Below are 22,156 nucleotides of genomic sequence, written 5' to 3' on the forward strand. Positions count from 1 at the left end.
CTCAGATGAGTCAGCTTTTATTGTATTCTGCTATTTCTTCACTTCAATAATGAACGGATAGGTGGTCACTTTCCCATTGATCTTAAACTCCGCCCATAATTTATAAAGTCCAGGTTCCTCAAATTCCGTCTCAAATTTTGTATCTTCAGGAGTGGAAGGATGAACGTGGACATATTTTTCTCCTGTATGATCTAAGACCACAACATGGCCACGTGCTCCAAGATAAGGTTCAGGTTTTGCATCACCCATGCTAAATTGCAGCGTAACAGGCTGTCCAGCTTGAAATTCTTTTGGCGTCATTGATACCTTGTGTCCATCAACTGTTTTTGAAAAAGTGGTATCTGCCTTTAACTCTGGCTGGTGAGTATGGTTTCCATGGCTACCCGCTTCAATTTTCAACGGGGCAACGGCATAAGCTTTATTTTTGGGCTTGATGTCTACAAATGCTTTGTAGGTTCCAGGCTGCAGTCTGTGCTTTACTTCAAACGAGCCTTTACCGGTCTTTTGAGGATGAAGGTGATTGTATTGTTTTAAATCTTCGCTGACCAAAATGAAGTGCATCAGCTTTTCATGATTGAACTCCAGCTCATCGACAGGCTTGCCTTTTTGATCTTTTAACTGAATCGAAATGACACCATCCTTGTAGCTGACGGAAGGCTTAACCTCACTTTTGGCCAAATCACCAGAACCATGTCCATCATGTTCTTCATGTTTATTACCATGGTCCATGCCAGACATTTCTGAATGACCATCTTGATGGCCGGCCTGCTCCCTCTTCCCGTCCTTGCCTTCTAAAACGTCATAAACAGCATAGCCAGCCATAATCAGAATGAGGATACCAACAGCAGACAGCACCCAGTTGCGGATGATTTTGCTTTTCATCAAAACTCACCTCTACAGTTTAATTTTTTGGAGCCTAAGCGCGTTCAATACAACCGATACCGAGCTGAATGCCATAGCGGCTCCTGCGAGCCACGGAGCCAAAAACCCGCTGGCAGCGATCGGGATGCCAAGTGCATTATAAGCAAACGCCCAAAAAAGATTTTGTTTAATGTTCCGTATCGTGCGCTTGCTCATAAAAATAGCGTCAGCAATACTGTTCAGATCACCGCGGATCAAGGTAATATCAGCTGCTTCCATCGCAATATCCGCGCCTGTTCCAATTGCCATCCCGATGTCAGCTGCTGCAAGTGCTGGTGCGTCATTTATACCGTCACCTACCATCGCCGTTTTTCTTCCTTTTTGCTGAAGTTTTTTCACTTCTTCAGCCTTTCCTTCTGGCAGCACTTCTGCAATAGTCTGCTCGATGCCAGCCTGATCGGCAATCGCTTTTGCGGTCCTTGTGTTGTCTCCGGTAATCATCCATACATCAATGTTCATCGCTTTTAAACGGCTGATGGCTTCCTTGGATGTTTCTTTAATCGTATCGGCAACCGCCACCATCCCGCTGTACTCTCCATCTATAGCTGCGAGCATCACCGTCTTGCCCTGCTCTTCCAGCTCTTCCATCTTTTCAAGAATAGCCTGCAGTGGTATATCATAATCATTCAACAGCTTTCTTGAACCTATCAGTACTCTTTTTCCATCGACCATAGCCTGGATACCGTGTCCGGGTATGGCTTCAAATCTGCTGGAGGAAAGAGGCATGAGGTCGCGTTCCGTCATTCCCTCAACAATCGCCTGGGCGAGAGGATGTTCTGAATTTTTCTCAGCGCTACCAGCAAGAACTAACAGCTTCTGCTCGGAAAGCCCTGAAGCAGGCAATATATCTGTTAAAACCGGTCTTCCGTTCGTGACTGTTCCTGTTTTATCTAAAATAATGGTATCAATCAGGTGTGTATTTTCTAGATGCTCCCCGCCTTTGAAAAGAATGCCGAACTCAGCTGAACGTCCCGATCCGGCCATGATCGATGTCGGGGTTGCCAGACCGAGCGCACATGGGCAGGCAATGACAAGAACGGCGATCAGCTTTTCAAGAGCTCCTGAAAAGTCTCCGGGTACAAGCCAGAAAAACCAAATGAGAAAGGTTACAATGGCCAAACCGATGACAATCGGAACAAAAATCCCAGAAATCCTGTCTGCTAAGCGCTGGATCGGTGCTTTTGAGCCCTGTGCTTCCTCCACCACTTTAATGATTTGGGACAACGCTGTATCTCTTCCAACCTTCGTTGCCTTGATTTTCAAAAAACCATTACGATTGATCGTTGCTCCAATGACCGTGTCTCCTGATGCTTTATCAACCGGGACACTTTCCCCTGTCAGCATGGATTCATCGACAGCAGAATAGCCTTCAACAACCTCTCCGTCAACTGGGATTTTTTCACCCGGTTTGACTGAAACAACATCTCCTGCTACAACTTCTTCCAATGGCAGTTCCAGCTCTTCTCCATTACGGATTACAAGCGCTGTTTTTGCCTGAAGTCCCATCAGTTTTTTTATAGCCTCAGAAGATCTTCCTTTTGCCCTCGCTTCAAACAATTTACCGAGTAAAATCAGAGTGATGAGGACAGCCGAAGTCTCAAAGTAGAGTTCAGGCATGTTATTGCCATTGGCTGCTGCCTGTATGGTCAAATAAAGGCTGTAAAAATAAGCAGCTGATGTGCCCAATGCAACGAGTACATCCATATTTGCACTTTTATTTTTCAGTGCTTTATATGCACCCGTATAAAATTGTTTCCCGACAATCAATTGAACGGGCGTGGCCAATGCGAGCTGCACCCATGGATTCATGAACATATCAGGCAGATAGATAAAGGAAGTGAACGAAAAATGACTGGCCATGGCCCATAAAAGTGGCAAAGAAAGAATAAGTGAAAACAGGAACTTGCCGGTTTGGTTCTGAATTTCCTCTTCTCTGAGATCTGCAGTCTTATTTCCGTCTGTCTCTTTCAAACTTGCCCCATATCCAAGGTCTTCTACTTTTTTAATCATTTCAGAAACAGATATCTCAGAAGGCTGGTAACTGACCGTTGCTGTTTCCAGCGCTAAGTTCACATTCGCATCCAGTACGCCATTCAGTTTCTTTACCCCTTTTTCAATTCGAGCAGCACAAGCAGAACAGGTCATTCCGCTTATATTGAATTCCACTTTATCTCCCGCAATATCATAGCCGAGATCTTTGATTTTCTGATGAAAATCTTTCGGCCCTGCTAATTCAGGATCATAAACCACTGTTGATTTTTCCAGAGCAAAATTCACATTTGCATCAGAAACACCCTCCATTTTTTTAAGGCCTTTTTCAATTCTCAATGCACAGGCTGCGCACGTCATGCCTGAAATCGGGATACTCGTTTCTTTTGATTTATCACTCATAAGAATACCCTCCAATACCCCAACAGGGTATATTTATTTCCAAAAGAGAACGTGCTGTTTAAGCACGGTCCATTTTGGTCCTTTCAATTAAGCAATATCGTATCCTTGGTCATCAATGGTTTCTTTAATTTCTTCAAGATTAACTTTGCTGGAATCAAACTCTACCTCAACGGTGCCTTCCTCCAGCTGTACTTTAACATGATGAACACCGTTTAATTTCCCTACGCTTCCTTCTACAGCATTGACGCAATGTCCGCAAGACATTCCCTTTACATTCAGCATGATTTTCTCCATCATTATACCTCCCTGGCGTATGATTTATTTCATTAATTTCTTCACAGTAACCAAGAGCTCATCGATCACTTCCAGCTCGCCCTCCTGAATTCTTTCAACAACACAGCTTCTCATATGTCCTTCAAGAAGCAGTTTTCCGACACTATTTAGCGCTGACTGAATGGCTGATAATTGGGTCAGAACATCATCACAGTACGTATCACGTTCGATCATACCCTTTACACCCCGAATCTGTCCTTCAATACGATTTAAACGGGTCACCAGATTGCTTTTCATTTTATCAGAATGGTGGCTCTTTCTTTCTGTTGAACAATGCGATTCATGTTCTTGTATTTCCAAATCAACCAGCCTCCTTTTCTCCTTCATATTACCATACCCCCCTACCCTATGTAAAGGGGTGAAGAACAGAGTAAAATAATCTCTCATTTACTCTTCCCCGTTTTTTGTATGTATACTCTTATTTCAGCAAAAAGTCCAAAAAAAGAGTCATCTTACCTTAGCTGCACGATTTACCAAAGGTTTTCCAGGTTGCGATTTTTCTTGCATATCGAAGCAATTCCTTTTTCAATCTTCTGATCTCAAGCTCTGAGGTATTCATTTCCTGCTGAAGAGTTGACCATTCCTCTTCACTGACCACTAAAAGCCCATTACTGTGCAGCATTTGTACCGCTGAATCACCAATGAGATTTGCCGCCTGATTTGCAGAACTGCGTTCCATCCTGTCCACCCCTTTTCAAGATGTTCCTGTATACAACATATTCTGCGCTTTATTGTCATTATCCTTTCTTGAAGGCCAAACAATATTTTCCAAAACAAAAAAGGAAGATCTCAACTTTGATCTCCCTTTCCTGTTAATCAGTCATTCAAGGCATTTCGTGCAAACATGGAAATAACAGCGTCATCCATCGGAGGGTTATGAAGGCCTGCCCGCACATCTCGATAGTATCTTTGCAGGGGATTATCCTGAAACAGACTGTGTGCTCCAACAATCCTCATGGCCAAATCCACCACCTCGTTTGCACTGTTTGTCGCTGCATATTTCACCGCAGCCAGCGCACTGCCGAGTGACTGGCGTTTTTCCGGATACTTTTCCCATTGTTCAATGACTCCGTACATGAGCTGTCTTGCTTTTAACAGCTCCAAATCCATCAATCCAATTTTTCTTTGCACTTCAGGAACTTCACTTATCGGTCCTTTCAAGCTGTTAGGTCTATAGTCTTTTGCAAAGGAAACCGCATAATCGCGGGCAGCTCTGGCGATTCCGATATAACATGCCGGGATGTGAAGCAGCCAGGCTTTTGGAAGCTGCTGATTATTCTCCTGATCGGCCGTTTCTACAAGATCATCCCTTTCAACGGCCACATCTTTTAAAACCAGGTCATCGCTCCGAGTTCCCCGCATGCCCAGTGTATTCCATTTATCTTCAATGGAAACACCAGGAAGTTTATGTGACACGAGAAATGAAGATACTTGGTCTGAATCTTTGACCGAAGCTGACACAATGGAATAGTCAAGAGCAGGAGCCATGGAAGTAAAGGACTTTCTTCCGTTTAAGATCCATTGATCCCCTTTTTGTTCGGCAATCGTCTGAGGTTTCCCGCCTCGAGTCGGACTTCCTGTTGCCGGTTCAGTAGAAGCACGGTTGATCAAACTCCGAGAATGCACAATGCGTTTGCAGAGTTTCTCAAAGACTGTAGGATCCCATGGTTTTCGCTCAGACAAGTCCATAACCACACCAAGATGCCATCCTATTGATAATGCCGTAGAACCATCTCCGCGGGCAATCTGTTCCTGAAACAGGATATAGTCATAAAGGCTGATCTCCTGGCCTCCGTATTCTTTAGGGACGGTCAAGGATAAGTAACCGGCTTCTCCCAATTCCTTGAAATTCTCAAATGGAAAAGTGCCTTGCTGGTCATGTTCGGGAGCGCGCTCTGCAAATCTCTCACTAAGCTCATGTAATTTCTTCATCCAGCGAGCCTGAAATTCAGTATGGATAAATTCCATTTTGTCTCACCAACTGCCTTTTTATAGTATAGTTTATAAGAAAAGCGCAAGCGGCCCGTTAAGGTCCGAAAAGCGCTGGAACTCTTACACAGCAACACGCTTTTTGTGTTGAGGAGTAAGAGTGAAGCGACCAAAGACAAATTGTGGTCCATAATTCGTCCTAAGAGGACCTTTGCTGAAAACACGAACCATGTTTTCAGCCCTGGGCGCTGGAGCTGGACATTACGTCTATACCGGCTTTTCTCTCCCAGAAAAACTCTGTTTTATTATATTTACCCTACTTCGTTTATGTACACTTCGCAACTTTCATGCTTTGTTCTTAGGCGCTTTGCTCATTTTTATTTCGGACAGAGACCATTCCGTGCCTGATGACGTCTAATGAAATAGGATGGATTTTTTTATTTATCATCCAATTCTTCTATTTCATTCATAGAAAGGACATCAACTGTGAAACTCAGATACCGAATTCTTGTATTTCTGGCCATTGGGCTTTTTGCTTTTTCTTATTATTTCTATCAGCACTCCTCTTTTAGCTCGCCGAAATCCGTTCATCCTTCAGCCAAGTATCCTCCTGTTGAGCAAAAAGAAAATCATGAAAAAATTCAAAAACCACCAGTGAACCCAACACCATCTCAAGATAAGGAAACGAACCAAGAGGTAAAAAGCCCTTCTGCCTATCCGCTATTGATCATTAACCTTCATAGCAATGAGCTCGCCTATTATAAAAACGGGACGCTTGTAAAAACATTTTCAATTGCTTCAGGTAAATCTTCGACCCCCACTCCCCAGGGAATCTATAAAATTGCCAATAAGATTAAAAACAGGCCCTATTACAAAGAACATATTGCTGGAGGCGATCCTAAAAATCCGCTCGGCGACCGATGGATGGGCTTATCCGTAAACCCTCAACTCTCCTATGCCATCCACGGTAACAACAATGAAAGCTCCATCGGCCAGCATATTTCTTCCGGCTGCATCAGAATGCATAACGAAGAGGGTAGGTGGCTTTTTGATCAGATCACTCTTCAAACCACCGTCATTATTACAAATACAGCCAAATCGTTCCCTGTAATTGCTGGACAATATGGTTACGTAACCGCACAATAAAAAAGGGGCTGTCCTGAAAGTCGAAAATTGACCTTCAGCAGCTCCTTTTTGGCTTGAAAATCTTCAATGAAAAGTTGATTGAAGTGGAAGGTGCGAGACTCCTGCGGGACTAGCGTGACAGGTGAGCCTCTTGGCGCTAGCGCCAAGAGGCTCACCGCACGCCCCGCGGAAAGCGAGCACCCTGGAACGGAAATCAACAGCTTACAGACTTCTTGGACAGCCCCTTCTTCCTTTTACATAAGATACCGAAGATAAACATAAACACTTGATATAAGAATGGATAAAATCATCAAGGGGAATCCAATAATCAAATATTTAACAAACGAAATATGATAGCCTTCTTTACCCGCAAGTCCGGCAACCACAAGGTTGGCACTCGCACCGATCAAGGTTCCGTTGCCGCCAAGGCAGGCTCCGAGTGACAAACTCCACCATAAGGGCTCAAGGTTAGTGATTCCCATATGCCCCATTTCTTTAATCATCGGAATCATCGTCGCAACAAATGGTATGTTATCCACGAAAGCAGAAGCAATCGCGCTCATCCATAAGATTAAGAAAGTCGTCGCCTTTAAATCTCCGCCTGTCCACTCCATCGCATGTTTAGCCACACTTGCAATAATCCCAGTCTCAACCAGCCCCGCTACAATAACAAACAATCCCACAAAGAAAAACAGAGTGGTCCATTCTACTTTTTCCAGAGCATATTCCAGGTGTTTTTCACCCGCCAGCAACAAGAGTAGAAAGGCACCAAACAAGGCAATGGTTGCGGTTTCCACATGAATGAACTGATGCAGGAAGAATCCGCCAATGGTAATCGCAAGTGCGAGCAAGCACTTACGGAGCAGCTTATGGTCTACAATTTCTTTTTTTTCATCCAGCCTCATCAGATTTTCTACTAACTCAGTTTTAGTTTTGAGTCCTTTTTTATAAAAGATAGCCATAATGGCTATTGTGATCACTAAAATGATCCCGCAGATTAAAGCAAGATTATCAATAAAGGACAAGAAGGTGAGCTCCTTTACCGCACTGCCGATCATAATGTTGGGCGGATCACCAATCATCGTTGCTGTTCCGCCGATATTGGACGCAAAGATTTCAGTCATTAAAAAAGGAATCGGATTAAGGTTTAACCTTCTTGTTACGCTGAAGGTAACAGGTACAACAAGCAGAACCGTCGTCACATTATCAAGAAAGGCCGAACCGATAGCTGTAATCAAACCTAACGCAATGAGGGTCTTGACCGGATCTCCTTTTACTTTTTTTGCTGCCCAAATCGCAATAAACTTGAATAATCCGGTTTCCGCCGTTATGGTTACAATAACCATCATACCGACGAGAAGACCGATTGTATTAAAATCAATATGATGAATGGCCGTTTCCTGGTCAATGACGCCAAGAGCGACCATAAGCGCTCCACCAAGAATGGAAATAATGGTACGGTGCACTTTTTCAGAAATAATTAAGCCATATGTAATTAAAAATATGCTGAGCGCTATAATTGCTTGTTGTCCCATATCACTTCTCCTCCATTTATCATTACGGAAAACCAGTGCTAGCGGCGCACTTGTCTCAAACCTTAACTAAAATAATACTTCATTACCGTTGAATGGGTAAATGATTTTTGCCTTATTGCTCACATACAGTTCCATTGATATGGTCTTTTTTCCTCCTCCCTTTTTGTTTTAAATCCTTAGAAGAATAGAATATGTGTATAGCCGTATTTAATTGAGGCTATTCTATGGGTGCTGCATTTTATTTTTGGGGCTATGTTAAACAATATTGTTGATTTTTAAACCAAAATTAAGGGAACTTCCGCATTTAGAAGTTCCCTTGTCTGTTTCATTAAAGCCCCCTATAATAGAATAACGAGCGCAATCCAATACTTTAGCATTGCGCCCTATAGCGGAATATACAAATTATTCTCGCTCCTTTGGCCAAGAGCCTTGTTGTTTGCGAATTAATACAATTTGCCCTATATGGTATACGTTGTGCAAAATTTGACGAGCCAGACCCCCAACATGTTCCTCTTCCAGATGACTGTCATTAACTTGTGCTAGTGATTTACGCAAATTTTCACAAATTAGGCGTGTTTCTGCCAAGACTGCCTTCCATTTTTCAGAATCTGCTGGGTCCCCGATATCTCCAAATGTATTCTCTGCCAAGACTGCCTTCCATTTAGAATCTGCTGGTTCCCCGATATCTCCAAATGCAGCCTTGCTATTAGATGCCTTTTTTCTAGGCGTTGTGTCATTGATTTGTCTAACAAGTAGGGCGTTGTAATAATTTAGATGGTTCACAGTTTGCCAAATTGTATTCCCTCCTCCAGGGGGTTGCCAGCTTGCATCTGTGGAATTTAAACCCTCAAGAGCAGATTCTAAAGGTAAAAACCAGGTCTCAGTATCCCAACTAAAGTCAAATTCCATGCGAAAAATATCCATCAGTTCTAGGTTCATTTGCTTTCTCCCCTCGCCTCGAGTTATTCCAATATTCAGATATCGAAAACAGCTAAAACATTATCATCGAGTCGGGTCTTCACGATGCGGCCTTGACCGATAATTTTTGAATCGTCATCTTTTGGAGTAAATATGGATCTACGACGTATCGAACGACAACGCTTCGCTGTAAAGATTGCGGAAAGACCTTCACCGATGTTACGAACACCCCAAATAGCTGCTGAACCTCTCCACATCTTACTTCTCCTCCAAATTTCTTATATATAATATAGATAACTTGGAATAAATTTTCAATTTTGAAACCATTTTGAGGTATAAAAATCAAAATCAACATTTTAGAGCGTCCCCAAAAACCTCAGCATCATGAAATTAAAATGTAGAATATTTGTATAACCTCTGTCGTATTTTTTATGAATTTCAGGGTTCGTTTTATATCGAATCGGGTACTACTCCTATATCTCAACTTTTAGGAGGAATAGAAAATGGCTAACACAAACGTGAACAATGTGGACGAGAAAGTAGCAAATATGGACTCCGAAAAGAAAGATCAAATTTTACAGGATTTTGAGGAATTTAAAGGATACTTATCAGACAAAGTCAGTAAAGGCCAAAAGTTAGGATTAGGTGAAGAGCAGCTGGCAAAAGCCGCTGAAAAAGTAGCTGGATATCTTGCTGAACATGAAGACCCTAGAAACTCTGAAGAAAAACTCCTTCAGGAATTATGGAAAGTAGGAGACAAAGATCAGCAGCATGCACTCGCTCATATGCTGGTCCGTCTTGTAGATTAACAGTAAGCGTAGATAGAGCACCGGATTCTTATCCGATGCTCAAAACTAAGGCCAAATTAAAATTAATTCTACTTAATGAGTGATTCCAAATGGCCAGGAACAATAGTCACAATATGTCTAGAGAAGAACTGGAAAGAAAGGCGGCAAAGCCCGCCATAATGATTAAAAAATCAGCCATTAAGGGCTGATTTTTTTTGACTTAACTTAACTCTAAACGTTTATAAACTTCTTCACCGATTAACGCATATCCTTTTTTATTAGGATGAAGTTCGTCTGCAAAATAAGCTTTTTTGTTTTTCCCCGAGAAGACGCCCTCTACATTAATAAACCGGGTATTCTTCTGTTCAGCCGTTATTACCTGTGCCTTTTTGTTCCATTGCTGAACCAGACTGCTTTCAGGGAGGTGATCTTTGCGGTTTGTGAATGGGTTATAAATGCCTACCAGATATATTTTTGCTTTTGGATTTTCTTTTCTCATTTCTTTTATTGCCGTTTTTAAATTATTTTGATAGTTCTGCTGTGCTTTTACAATGATTTCTTTTTTTCGATCCGGGTGGGTTTTAGTAAGGAGCAGGCTGTTTAAGTAATCATTCATACCAATATTTAAAAAGATCATACGGGCAGAACCGATGGATGACTTTAACTGTTCATTTTTTAAACGCTTTAACAATAAGGCGCTTGTATCATCAGGAACTCCGTAATCCTTGACTGTAATCTCACTTTTCATGTGATTTTCAAGTCGTTCTTCCACTTTTCCTACATAACCACTGTTGCCTGAATTTCCTGCACCATATGATAATGAATCCCCCAATGCAACAATATTAAATTCTTTGCCATCGTTTTTTATTTCTGATTTTCCGTAATGGGTCATAGAGGACAGAACAGAAGGAAGATTAAGCCTTGTGATGGAAAAAAGGATGCCTGTGATTAAAACGATCAGACAGGATGCAATAATTAATGTGTTTTTTTTCATGGTGAAAGCCTCCGGATTTAATTTCAATTAGATTTAATGATTTAGCTTAAAATATTCCCCTTATTTCCCCGGAAGTAAACTATAAATCAATGGAAGCCTTTAAACCATTGTAATGTTCTCGCAATATTAATATGTTAAGATAAAGTTATGTCAGAGTAATGCGGGGGGTTTCTATGTCAAAGTACTTAGTTGATCATAAATCCTTGGTTATACATCGTACAGCATACATCTGCCACGCATGCCAGCATAACATTATCCTTAACAATTATCGTGACTTCACAAACAGCGAAGATAAAGTACATTCTCTTGTTGAAGAACAACGCTATACGTATTGTCCAAACTGCGCTCAAGAATTGATGCTACCACCTTATCAACAATAAAAAAACAATCGCAGCCATTGGCTGCGATTGTTTTTTTATATGATCCTTTGGCCTCTTTCAGCAAGGGCATAATGAATGCCATGCTTTAGATTAGCAAAGGACTTTATATCCGAAGTATGATAATTTGAATTTGTCATCATTATACTAAGTGCCGGTGAAATTCCTACCATGATCGTTTTTGTGCCAAGCAATGTCGTAGCCGCAATGAGCTGCTGAAACAGAGAAATTGTATACTCGCTAATGTCCTCATCCAATCCCGTAAGATCAAGGATTAAAAAATCAGCTCCATATTTCGGAAGTTCATTGATGGTTTTTTCAAGCAATTCTTTAGAACGGTCTTCGTTATACTTGCCCAATAATGGGATGACCACAATATGATCCAAAACAGGAATGATAGGTGAAGAAATAACTTTTAGCAGATCGGACAATTCTTTCGTCCGTTCTTCCACTATATTTTCAAGCTTAAATATTTCAGCCTGTTCTCTCCTTCTTGAAAGTTCATGAATATTTTCAGAAACGGTGATTAATGAGGGATAGAATTCAAACTGACAATGTTCATCACCTTCCAGCTGGCTGGAAGTCACTCGATACCAGAGGTTCTCTCCAAACAATCCGGTTAGTACACCTGCCCAGTGTCCAGGAATGAATGTTCCATGATTCTTCTTTTTCTGCAGCTTATTGATCCGGTATTCCCAACTGTTTTTCATCCGCAAAACAGCTTTCTTCTCTTTTTCATCCAACTCTTCGATCTCCAAGGTTCCCCATCCGGCAGAAGCATAAATCCCTGGCAGTACATTCAAGACATCTGCCGGATTGGCTCCCTCATTATAAAAGAATTCTCCAACGATGATACCCATCCGATATCCAGTTGTCTCAAGTACGACATTAGCTGACTCATCCCCGGATACCTCTTCAATGGTGTCAAGAAATGTTTTAAAAGCGGAATTAATCCAAAAGAGAATAGCATCATCCCCTTCGAATAAAAAGCTTCCATCAGCAGGTCTCCAGCTGAATTCAGCACTTCCCACCTTAATCTGTGTATTATTTAAATGATTCATAATGACCAGTCCTTTCGAGGCTTGGCGAAATCAACCTTCCTTTAATTTTACTGTATTCACAAGAAAAAGCCATAATAAAAGCTCTATGTTGGCCACATAGAGCCCATTTTATTTAAATCAGCCTTTCTAATAAAACACTAGATCATGATCCCTGCGACTGCTGCTGATAACAAGCTGACGAGTGTGGCTCCATACAGCAATTTCAGTCCGAATTTTGCTACTTCGTTCCCTTTTTGTTCATGAAGGCCTTTTACCGCACCCGTTATGATTCCGATTGAAGAAAAGTTGGCAAAAGAAACGAGAAATACCGATACAATACCAACGGTACGCTCTGAAAGTCCTTTAATTTTGGCGAGGTCAAGCATTGCTACAAACTCATTGGATACAAGCTTTGTTGCCATAATCGTTCCTGCTTTTACAATTTCAGAAGAAGGAACACCGACAATAAAGGCGAACGGAGCGAACACATATCCGAGAAGCTTTTGAAACGTTATGCCGAACACCATATTGAAAACATCATTAACGGCACTGATCAGCGCCACAAAACCAATCAGCATCGCTCCCACAATAATTGCTACTTTAAACCCGTCCAGTATATACTCCCCCAGCATTTCAAAAAAGGTTTGCTTTTCTTCCTGAATCTCGATAATATCCTCTTCTGCTGTTACTTCATAAGGGTTAATGATATTTACAATGATGAATCCTCCAAGAAGATTAAGCATTAAGGCCGTCACAACATACTTCGGATCAATCAGGGTCATATATGCACCAAGTATGGATGCTGATACTGTGGACATCGCAGACGTACACAGCGTGTACAGACGATGCCTTGGCATATGGCCAAGCAGCTTTTTAACCGAAATAAAAACTTCCGATTGTCCGAAGACTGCTGAAGCCACTGCGTTATAGGATTCCAAACGCCCTAAACCATTGATCTTGCTTAGAAAAAATCCGATCCATTTTATGATGAAAGGCAGAATTCTTAAGTGCTGTGCAATTCCGATCAGAACGGATATAAATACAATCGGCAGGAGAACATTAAAGAAGAATGGCAAAGCCCCTTTGTTTGCAATTCCGCCAAAAACAAAGTTTACACCGTCTGCTGCATACCCGAGCAGCTTTTCAAAAAGATTAGAGATACCATGGATAATTACTAAACCAATCCCTGTATTGAGCAGGATATAAGTCAGCAGGACCTGAAGTACAAGCATGATAATAATAGGTTTAAACTTGATATGCTTTCTATTATTGCTGACGGCATAAGCAAGCAAAAATACAACAGCAAGCCCTAAAATAAAAATAAGATATTTCAATCTACCATCAACCTCCTTTAAATTTTATATTGTTCAACTTTTCATATTTAAATATGTTTCACACAGCAAATAAACATATACATATACTACCCTCCATAGTGGATGCTTTATCCTAAAATTTTCACCCTATTAAAAAAACCACCTGAGTTAAAAGGTGGCTGAAATAACAATAGGTTATGAAAGTTGACGGCTTTTAATAATCACCGGGAGCGCCTGGCGAAGATGGGCATACGTTGATATGTTGGAAAAATCCAATCCAAGGTTAACCGCAGTCTGTGCAATTTCCGGACGAATTCCAGTTACTGTTGTTTCAACACCGAGTAAAGCAAGCGCCCGTACAACTTGAAACAGCTCATTCGCTACCATCGTATCCATGATTGGAACACCCGAGAGATCAATGATTAAATGTTCAAGTTTTAATTCTGTGCATTTATCAAGACTGCTTTCTTTAATCATTTGCGCGCGGTAAGTATCAATTTCGCCTACCAGCGGCAAAACACCGATCCCTGAAAACACGGGAATAATCGGCGCACTCAGATCCAAGATCATCTGCTGCTGTGACAAGAGTCTCGCGTCACTGATCTGCTGGAAATAAACCGTAAAAAGCTCAATGACATGATCAAAACCCGCATTCACTTTTTTGCTCCATCGTCCCAGCGTTTGAAGGGAGATTTCTGCTTCATTCTCTTGTACAAAATCCATGATTAGATTCCAAAAAACAATCCTGAAATGTTTAAAGTTTTCCAAAGTTTCATGCAACGGGGTATCTGCATTTGCTCTTCTTACAGCCACCTGCTCTGACCACGCGGAAAAGTTCACGTCGTCACTGATAAACGTTTTGGCCATATTCTCAATAAATGTTTGATTATGCTGTATTCGTTCTGCGCTTACTCCTTCTAAAGAGCCGCTGAGACTTAATTTTTCCTCCTGAAGCTTCAGCCATTCCTCACTTAAAGCTGCAGTGTTTCGCATCAAATACTCGTATAAGTCACGTTCCATTGCCAATGGTGTTCCCTCCTTATGTATCCAAGCATCCTCTACTATAGTAACATTTTTAATGGATGAAAATAAAAAACCAGGCAATGGTCGCATTGCCTGGCGTAACCTAATGATTTCTTCTTGCAAAGTCAACAAATCGGAATTTATCGGGACGATGCCTCGATTCAGTGTATTGAAGAAGGCTTGCATCATCAAGATAGACATGATTTTTAACAACGACAACGTTATGAAAGCCATTGAGTGATAACAAGATTTGATCTTCCTCTGTCGGTTCTTCAACAATAATTTCTTTTTTGGCAAAGCTGATCGTTAAACCAAGTTCTTTTTCTATATATTCATAGATTGAATCTTCACAGATTTCTTTTGTTAAACCTGGAACCAACTTTTCGTTAAAAAAGTCTTTATCGAGGATAATTTTTTCCCCATTTATCTCCCGTATCCTTATTACTTTCCTAACGGTATCGTTCTTTGTCAAATTCAGCTCATTTTGCAAAAAAACGTCTGGAGCGATTGTTTCCAATTCATGAACCACTGTTTTCCAAGGTTTTCCCAATTTCGAGGCCAATTCCTTAAAGCTGACCAGTCCGGAAACAGGAAAATCAAATTTAGCCAGATCAAGGACGATTGAGCCTTTCCCGCGGATCTTCTGGATAAAACCGTTCTGAGCAAGCAAGTTTAAAGCCTTTCTGATCGTTTCCCTGGATGTCTTGTATCGCTCAGCCAGCTCATGCTCAGAGGGCAGTTGTTTTCTTGCAACAAATTCCCCTTTTTCAATCTGCTGGGATATCTCTTGATAGATCGCCAAATATTTGTTTGTTTTCATTTTTACCACCACATTTATTGTACCATTACTTTATAATGCGATAAACGATGGATTCATAGGGTCTCAGCTTCATTCCTTGGAATTCATGGGATGAATCCTCATAATTAGACAGGATCACCTCTGCCTTTCTCCCTGAAGGTACAAGCTCTTGAGGTGCTTGGAACACCGCTTCTTTAGCATAGAAATTATTAATGACCAGCAGTTTTTCATCTGGAGTATTTCTCGTATAGGCAAAAATAGATGGATGGTCTTTGAGGATTAAGTTGAAATCCCCCTCTGTTAGAACATCCAGCGACTTTCGCATGGAGATTAATTTCTGATAGTGGCTGAACACAGAGTTCTCGTCTCGAACGGCCTTTTGTGCATTGATTTCTTTATAATTAGGCGCAACGTTGATCCAAGGGGTACCTGAGGTAAAACCAGCATTTGGCGAAGCATCCCATTGTACAGGAGTACGTGAGTTATCTCTTGATTTCTGCTTTAGTATCTTGATAATCTCCTGTACATCTTTGCCTGCCTCTTTTAACTCTTGGTAGACATTGAGTGTTTCAACATCACGGTAGTCTTCGATGGAATCAAAGCCCGGATTTGTCATGCCGAACTCTTCACCCTGATAAATATAAGGAGTACCCTGCATACAGTGAATCACCGTCGCCAGCATTTTCGCCGAAGTTATCCGATGTTCACCATCATCCCCATATCGGGAAACGATTCGAGGCTGATCATGATTGCACCAGAACAGCGCATTCCACCCGCCTCCTTCATTCATGCATGTCTGCCATTCAGAAAGAATCCTTTTTAACGAAAGAAAATCAAAATCAGCGGCCGTCCACTTTTCTCCATTAGGATAGTCAACTTTTAAATGATGGAAGTTAAACGTCATGCTTAATTCTTTGCTTTCCGGCCTGGAATATCGGATACAATGATCGATGGAAGTGGAAGACATCTCTCCCACGGTCAGACTGTCATGCTTAGAAAAGACCTCAGAATTCATCTCCTGTATAAACTCATGCACCCTTGGGCCGTCCGTATAAAATCTGCGGCCGTCACCAGGCGGTAATGATCCGTCATCTTCCGGAAAATCCTGATTTTTAGAAATAAGATTAATCACATCCAGCCTGAAACCGTCAACGCCTTTATCAAACCAGAAGTTCATCATCTCATACACCTTTTTACGGACCTTTTTATTTTCCCAATTCAGATCGGCTTGTGATACATCAAAAAGGTGCAAATAATACTGTTCTGTTGTTTCATCATATTTCCACGCTGATCCGCCAAATTTGGAGATCCAGTTATTCGGTGCAGCTCCGACTTTCGGATCTTTCCATATATAAAAATCTCTAAATTCATTGTTTTTTGAAGAGCTGGCTTGTTTAAACCATGCATGATCTGTAGATGTATGATTCACAACGATATCCATGATGATTTTAATGCCACGGTTATGCGCTTCATCCAGCAGCCGTTCAAAATCGTCCATGGAGCCATATTCTTCATGAATTTTATAATAATCACTGATATCATAACCGTTATCTTTTTGCGGAGACTCATAGATTGGAGTCAGCCAGACCACATCTACACCGAGAAGCTTTAAGTAATCCAGCTTTTCAATGATTCCGTTTAAATCTCCGGTACCGTTTCCGGTTGTATCCTTGAAGCTTTTTGGATAAATCTGATAAACCACTGATTTTTTCCACCATGGCTGTTCCATAGTGTCCACCGCCCATCTGTCTAATATTTATAAATGTGAAGCCGGCTCATGTAAGTGAGCCAGCTGTACTTGGCCGTTATTTCGCTTTTTTTACTTTGGCAAAGAGGTATGTTAATACAAACGGTATGACAATTGCGATGGCCATTCCAATAAAGAAAGGTGCCCATTTATCCGGGAAAATAGAAAGGAAACCAGGTACTCCACCGACACCGATGGAAGAAGCTTTAACTTTATTTATAGTAATGAAAACCCCCGCGATCGCAGAACCGATGATCGCACAGATGAAGGGATATCTGAACCTCAGATTCACCCCAAACAGTGCAGGTTCAGTTATTCCTAAATACGCAGAAACAGCTGATGTAAAGGACAATCCTTTTACCTTTTCGTCTTTTGAGATAAACATTATAGCCAGAGCTGCAGATCCTTGAGCAATATTAGAAAGAGCGAGCATCGGCCATAAAAAGGTTCCTCCCTTGCTTCCGATGAGCTGAAGGTCTACCGCCAGGAAGGTATGGTGCATGCCTGTTACAACAAGCAGAGCGTAGAGACCGCCATAGATAAGCCCTCCTAAAGCAGCAAAGTTGTCAAAAATACTGACAAGTCCATCCGTTAAAAAGTTTGCGATTCCAAATGTAATCGGGCCAATAACGATAAAGGAAAGAAAACCTGTAACGAGCAGGGCAATCGGAGCAACGATAAGCAATTTAAACGCATCCGGTACCTTTTTATTTAAAAACACTTCGATTTTCGCCAGCACATAGGATGCCAGTAGAACAGGAAGCACCTGGCCTTGATAGCCGATCTTCTCAATCTGTAAACCGAATAAATTCCAGTGCGGCACTTTTCCAGCTTCAAGCGCTTTTCCGTAATCCCATGCGTTAAGAAGACTTGGATGCACAAGCATCAAACCCAGGACGATCCCCAGCAGAGGATTTCCCCCGAACTTTTTGACGGCTGACCAGCCGATTAATCCAGGAAGAAAAGCAAATGCTGTGTTGGCAATCACATTGATCATATCCGCAAGATCTTTCCAAGCGGTATTTACATCGACAAAAGATTTCCCCTCATAAAAAATCCCTGGCCCAGTAAGGATATTGTTTATCCCCATGAGCAGACCGGCTGTAACGATTGCCGGAAGGATGGGAATAAAAATATCAGCTAATGTTTTTACGGCCCGCTGTATAGGATTCAGTTTCTGTTCAGCTGCATTTTTGATGTCTTCCTTTGTTGCTTTACCTATTCCTGCAGCCTCGACGAGCTCATTATAAACTTTGTCCACGAGTCCTTGTCCGATGACGACTTGAAATTGGCCGTTTGTGGAAAAAGATCCCTTCACCGCATCAATATTTTCGAGCTTTTCTTTGTTGACTTGATTTTCATCATTTAGTGCAAAGCGAAGTCTGGTCACACAATGAGTTGCTGCACCGATGTTTTCTTTACCGCCAACAGCTTCTACAATTTGTTCAGCGGTTTGCCTGATGTCCATATAACCTTCCTCCTTGATACCGTTTACATATAACTTTTATAAAACAGCCTTGTTCACGCGTTTTGTAATCAAGACTGAATTTTGAAAAGTGATGTAAAGCAGTGCGTTTTTAAATCGCTTTCATAAAAAGTGAAAACTTGTATATACATGTCTTGTTTTGTATTGTAACTTGTATATACATGAAGGTCAACACTTTTGATATTTCTTTTACTTTCATCCAAACTTTCGATGAAAAAAACAATAGTTGTGGGATTTTTTTCAAAAGTCAAATGAAAACACCTATACGCGGTATACTGTTTATAAGAACAGAAGAAATAGAATTGGATTTGAATGGTTGATTAAAGGTAAGCGGGCTGATATGCCTTTATTCTAATAAAAAGGAATGAGGAAGCATGACAAAAAAACTTAAGGAGCTTATTACCAAACTTCAAAAACAGGGTGTAAATATTGATATTTGTTCAAAAACGGCACTGCTGGCCTTTCAAAATGATTTTGGAAGTGTAAAAAAATGAAGGTTTGGATCGGGGAGACATTCGAAAAAACGATTGATGGCGAAAAAATCATGATCATCGATATTTACCCTGACAGCGAAAAACCATCAGACAAAATCTATCAAAAGCTGATTTACAAGTGGGTGTAATATAATGCACTGCAGGTTGTTCCTATAGAGATCCTGATTTTGGCCTATCCGATCAGGATTTTATTTGGTATGGGACAGGCCATGAAATCAGCTCCTAGCAAAAACATTCCCTTTCAACTGGGGTACAAGTTCAAACTCATCCAGCTTCGTACAATGCCGCACATCTTCTGAAAATCCGCGTTCACGCAGCTCCAGTCCGCTGCCGCAGTTCCAAATGACTTCTTGAATGTTTTCCTTCTGATAAAGATAAGCGCCTATACATACTTGTGCTTCAGGCGATTTACTTCCGTTAAGTTTCGAAAGTATGGCACCCGCACCGAGATAATCCTCGATACCTGGTCTAATGTTATTTTCAGCCTCCTGCGGATTTTCCCATTTCTCACCGCATGCCACCACGGTGATGTCAGCACCTGACTGCTTTTGCAGCTGTTCGGCCTTTTCCGCAGCGGCCGATGCATTCAGCAGACAGCCGATCAGCAGTGCAGGAACTTTTCTGGCAGCCCAAATGCACGCTGCACCATTCAACGAGCACATCACAAACTTCTTTTCTTGGTCATGCAAACTGAATGATGCCGGTGAAAGAGAATGCGTCCCCCATTTCAATGCTTCTGCTCTTCCTGATAAAAGCTCTGCTCCGACTTCCTCTGCATATTTTTTGGCTTCTTCATTGATCGGCGGAGGATAGGGAAAAATCTTAGCACCATAACTTAGTGCCGTAACAACGGTGGATGAAAAGCTTAAAACATCAACCACAACAATAATGTCTCCCCGCTCTGCTGCTTCCCTTGCTCCCCTGACTCCCCACTCTGTTTTGCATTGATAACGCTGCTGCTGAAATACCGGCATTTTTCATTCTCCCTTCAGTCTCTCTCCTTTTAATGGTATCAGCAGCACTTTAAAAAAAGTAGACTATTTTTACATAATTTGTTAAACTTTATCCTGAGGTCTGAAAATTTTTCGAATGTTTCCCCGCTGCTTCTGGCAGCGGTTTTTTTTGTGTGTATTGCATTCTTCAAAAATATATGTTTTACTTATAATTGTCTTAACAAGTATTTATTATGAGAGGAACGATGGTTTTGCAATCACAACATAAAGATGTTTCTGTCGGCTTTTTAATTAACCAGACAAGCAGGAAAACAATAAATTTGCTCATGCATCGCTTTCGTCAATTTGATATTACACCCGAACAATGGTCGGTTCTTTATCAGTTATTCGAGGAGGGGGGCATTACCCAGAAAGTACTTGCCCGCCGGACGGCTAAAGACCAGCCAACCACGGCTAGAATCCTCGATATCCTCATGAAAAAAGAACTGATTCAAAAGCAAATGAGCGAAACGGACCGCAGAGCTTTTATCGTCTCCCTTACGGAAAAAGGCGAGGAAATCGCCTCCAAGACCGTTCCCATTGAAGCTGAAACCATGAAAGAAATCCTTGCTGGAATTGAACCGGCAGAAGTGGAACGGTTTAAAGAAGTCCTTGAGAAATTAAGCAAAAATATTGATGACATCATCAACAGTTAGGAGCCATGCAATTGAATTCACACCAAGAAAAACTTTGGAGCAAGGAATTTATTATCATAACCGTATGCAATTTTCTTTTATTTTTAAATTTGCAGATGATACTTCCTTCGTTTCCTGTCTATACGAAAGATGCCTTTCAAGCCAGTGATTTTACCGTCAGCCTTGTTACGAGCCTGTTTGCTCTTTCTGCCATCGCCACCCGTTTTTTTGCAGCGGGAATTCTTCGAAAAGGAAAAGCATCTGTCATTCTATATTGTGGGATCGCCATCGCCTCACTATCGACAGCCGGCTATTATTGGTGCGGATCTATTCTTCTCCTTCTTGTCATGCGTGTGCTTTTTGGGATAGGCTTCGGACTATCAAGCACAACCTTGCCTACCATGGCAGCTGACGTTATACCCCAAAAACGGATGGGTGAAGGTATCGGCTATTTCGGGCTTTCAACGAGCTTAGCGATGTCACTCGGCCCAATTATCGGGCTTTCATTGCTTGGCAACTACGGGTTTGGAACACTGACAACTGTAGGGACTGTTGTATTAATTCTTATTTTCCCGCTGGCGTTCGTGAACCGATCCGCCGCCGTTCTTCCAGCCCCGCCTAGTGCGGGACCATTAAAAAAAGCCAATCACAGTACAGGAGAAGCCCTTAAAAAGATTGCTCTTCCTGGGCTATTAAACCTGTTATTATCCATTACGTATGGAGGGCTGCTTAGTTTCCTTGCTCTATTTGGCAAAGAAGCCCACCTCACCCATATCAGCTACTTCTTTTTATTCAACGCCCTTGCCATCTTTATCATCCGTCCCTTTTCCGGAAAGATTTTTGACAGCAAAGGTCATTTTAGCTTACTGACAGCGGGTGCCCTCTCCGTGATGTACGGTCTCTATACGCTTTCCATAGCCTCTTCCACAGGGTATATCATCCTGTCAGCGATGCTTTATGGCTTTGGGTATGGCATGATTCAGCCTTCCGTACAGGCTTGGATGATAAAAGCAGTACCCGTGGAACAACGCGGCTTAGCCAACAGCATGTTCTTTAATTCGCTCGACTTAGGAGTAGCTGCAGGTTCGATGCTGCTGGGTTTGATCGCCATGCATCAGGGATATGCCGGCATGTATCGCCTATCCGCTCTGTTTATGGCAGTCTTTCTCGTCCTGTATCTCGCTGTGTCTCTCTTGCACAAGGGGAAACAGCAGTCTGAAGATGTGCGGAAATCAGCTTGATATCATGGAATTGAGCGAAGCAAGGCTGGAATTGAGCCTAATCCGATGATAATTGAGCCAAACTCAGAATAATTG

General features: G+C 41.7%; 22 protein-coding genes. 5 read left to right on the forward strand and 17 right to left on the reverse strand.

The window, feature by feature from the left end; translation table 11 throughout:
- Positions 1–30: 30 nt before the first annotated feature.
- The 6 genes from LCY76_RS17840 to LCY76_RS17865 all read right to left on the reverse strand — a co-directional run bounded on the left by LCY76_RS17840 (position 31) and on the right by LCY76_RS17865 (position 5,613).
- Complete coding sequence (locus tag LCY76_RS17840; RefSeq protein WP_248253737.1) at positions 31–882, reverse strand: hypothetical protein; 852 nt, start codon at positions 880–882, stop codon at positions 31–33.
- A 12-nt stretch (positions 883–894) separates the two neighbouring features.
- Positions 895–3,312, reverse strand: coding sequence for a heavy metal translocating P-type ATPase (locus LCY76_RS17845; protein WP_248253738.1), 2,418 nt, complete (start codon positions 3,310–3,312; stop codon positions 895–897).
- Positions 3,313–3,399: 87 nt separating this feature from the next.
- Entirely contained in the window at positions 3,400–3,606 is a 207-nt protein-coding gene (gene copZ, locus LCY76_RS17850; protein WP_248253739.1) for a copper chaperone CopZ, read from the reverse strand.
- Between the two features lie 24 nt (positions 3,607–3,630).
- Positions 3,631–3,972: a metal-sensitive transcriptional regulator gene (locus LCY76_RS17855; protein ID WP_248253740.1), complete on the reverse strand. Its 342-nt coding sequence runs from the start codon at positions 3,970–3,972 to the stop codon at positions 3,631–3,633.
- 130 nt (positions 3,973–4,102) lie between these two features.
- Entirely contained in the window at positions 4,103–4,324 is a 222-nt protein-coding gene (locus LCY76_RS17860; protein WP_248253741.1) for a hypothetical protein, read from the reverse strand.
- Between the two features lie 137 nt (positions 4,325–4,461).
- Entirely contained in the window at positions 4,462–5,613 is a 1,152-nt protein-coding gene (locus LCY76_RS17865; protein WP_248253742.1) for an acyl-CoA dehydrogenase family protein, read from the reverse strand.
- Between the two features lie 447 nt (positions 5,614–6,060).
- Here LCY76_RS17865 and LCY76_RS24060 point away from each other — a divergent pair, with 447 nt between their 5' ends.
- A complete protein-coding gene (locus tag LCY76_RS24060) occupies positions 6,061–6,720 on the forward strand; it encodes a L,D-transpeptidase (RefSeq protein WP_248253743.1) in 660 nt (219 codons plus the stop codon).
- Between the two features lie 233 nt (positions 6,721–6,953).
- Here LCY76_RS24060 and LCY76_RS17875 read toward each other — a convergent pair whose 3' ends face one another.
- The 3 genes from LCY76_RS17875 to LCY76_RS17885 all read right to left on the reverse strand — a co-directional run bounded on the left by LCY76_RS17875 (position 6,954) and on the right by LCY76_RS17885 (position 9,409).
- On the reverse strand, positions 6,954–8,234 hold the full coding sequence (locus LCY76_RS17875) for an ArsB/NhaD family transporter (protein ID WP_248253744.1): 1,281 nt from the start codon (positions 8,232–8,234) through the stop codon (positions 6,954–6,956).
- 402 nt (positions 8,235–8,636) lie between these two features.
- The gene (locus LCY76_RS17880; protein WP_248253745.1) at positions 8,637–9,173 is read right to left on the reverse strand and encodes a DinB family protein; all 537 of its coding nucleotides are present in this window, start codon (positions 9,171–9,173) and stop codon (positions 8,637–8,639) included.
- A gap of 35 nt (positions 9,174–9,208) precedes the next feature.
- Entirely contained in the window at positions 9,209–9,409 is a 201-nt protein-coding gene (locus LCY76_RS17885; protein ID WP_248254755.1) for a hypothetical protein, read from the reverse strand.
- Positions 9,410–9,655: 246 nt separating this feature from the next.
- Here LCY76_RS17885 and LCY76_RS17890 point away from each other — a divergent pair, with 246 nt between their 5' ends.
- On the forward strand, positions 9,656–9,961 hold the full coding sequence (locus LCY76_RS17890; RefSeq protein WP_053357188.1) for a DUF3243 domain-containing protein: 306 nt from the start codon (positions 9,656–9,658) through the stop codon (positions 9,959–9,961).
- Positions 9,962–10,160: 199 nt separating this feature from the next.
- Here the strand turns inward: LCY76_RS17890 and LCY76_RS17895 are convergent, their stop codons facing one another.
- From LCY76_RS17895 to treP, 7 genes are all read right to left on the reverse strand, one after another.
- Entirely contained in the window at positions 10,161–10,934 is a 774-nt protein-coding gene (locus tag LCY76_RS17895; protein ID WP_248253746.1) for a GDSL-type esterase/lipase family protein, read from the reverse strand.
- Positions 10,935–11,349: 415 nt separating this feature from the next.
- On the reverse strand, positions 11,350–12,372 hold the full coding sequence (locus tag LCY76_RS17900; protein ID WP_248253747.1) for an STAS domain-containing protein: 1,023 nt from the start codon (positions 12,370–12,372) through the stop codon (positions 11,350–11,352).
- 137 nt (positions 12,373–12,509) lie between these two features.
- A complete protein-coding gene (locus LCY76_RS17905) occupies positions 12,510–13,685 on the reverse strand; it encodes a NupC/NupG family nucleoside CNT transporter (protein ID WP_248253748.1) in 1,176 nt (391 codons plus the stop codon).
- A 174-nt stretch (positions 13,686–13,859) separates the two neighbouring features.
- A complete protein-coding gene (locus tag LCY76_RS17910; protein WP_248254715.1) occupies positions 13,860–14,684 on the reverse strand; it encodes an STAS domain-containing protein in 825 nt (274 codons plus the stop codon).
- A 106-nt stretch (positions 14,685–14,790) separates the two neighbouring features.
- On the reverse strand, positions 14,791–15,507 hold the full coding sequence (gene treR, locus LCY76_RS17915; RefSeq protein ID WP_248253749.1) for a trehalose operon repressor: 717 nt from the start codon (positions 15,505–15,507) through the stop codon (positions 14,791–14,793).
- Between the two features lie 25 nt (positions 15,508–15,532).
- Positions 15,533–17,215, reverse strand: a complete 1,683-nt coding sequence (treC, locus tag LCY76_RS17920; protein WP_248253750.1) for an alpha,alpha-phosphotrehalase — start codon at positions 17,213–17,215, stop codon at positions 15,533–15,535.
- 76 nt (positions 17,216–17,291) lie between these two features.
- Positions 17,292–18,701 carry a PTS system trehalose-specific EIIBC component gene (gene treP, locus LCY76_RS17925; protein ID WP_248253751.1) on the reverse strand — a complete coding sequence of 470 codons (1,410 nt, stop codon included), beginning with the start codon at positions 18,699–18,701 and terminating at the stop codon, positions 17,292–17,294.
- A gap of 508 nt (positions 18,702–19,209) precedes the next feature.
- Between treP and LCY76_RS23920 the strand changes: the two genes are divergently transcribed.
- The gene (locus tag LCY76_RS23920) at positions 19,210–19,341 is read left to right on the forward strand and encodes a hypothetical protein (protein WP_255357543.1); all 132 of its coding nucleotides are present in this window, start codon (positions 19,210–19,212) and stop codon (positions 19,339–19,341) included.
- 87 nt (positions 19,342–19,428) lie between these two features.
- On the opposite strand, the gene LCY76_RS17930 is transcribed toward LCY76_RS23920, so the two are convergent.
- Positions 19,429–20,187, reverse strand: coding sequence for a 2-phosphosulfolactate phosphatase (locus LCY76_RS17930; protein WP_248253752.1), 759 nt, complete (start codon positions 20,185–20,187; stop codon positions 19,429–19,431).
- Between the two features lie 230 nt (positions 20,188–20,417).
- Between LCY76_RS17930 and LCY76_RS17935 the strand changes: the two genes are divergently transcribed.
- Positions 20,418–20,861 carry a MarR family winged helix-turn-helix transcriptional regulator gene (locus LCY76_RS17935; protein WP_248253753.1) on the forward strand — a complete coding sequence of 148 codons (444 nt, stop codon included), beginning with the start codon at positions 20,418–20,420 and terminating at the stop codon, positions 20,859–20,861.
- 5 nt (positions 20,862–20,866) lie between these two features.
- Entirely contained in the window at positions 20,867–22,081 is a 1,215-nt protein-coding gene (locus LCY76_RS17940) for an MFS transporter (protein WP_419714957.1), read from the forward strand.
- The last annotated feature ends 75 nt before the right edge of the window (positions 22,082–22,156 follow it).

It is taken from the genome of Fictibacillus marinisediminis (assembly GCF_023149135.1).
Taxonomy (GTDB): domain Bacteria; phylum Bacillota; class Bacilli; order Bacillales; family Fictibacillaceae; genus Fictibacillus_C; species Fictibacillus_C marinisediminis.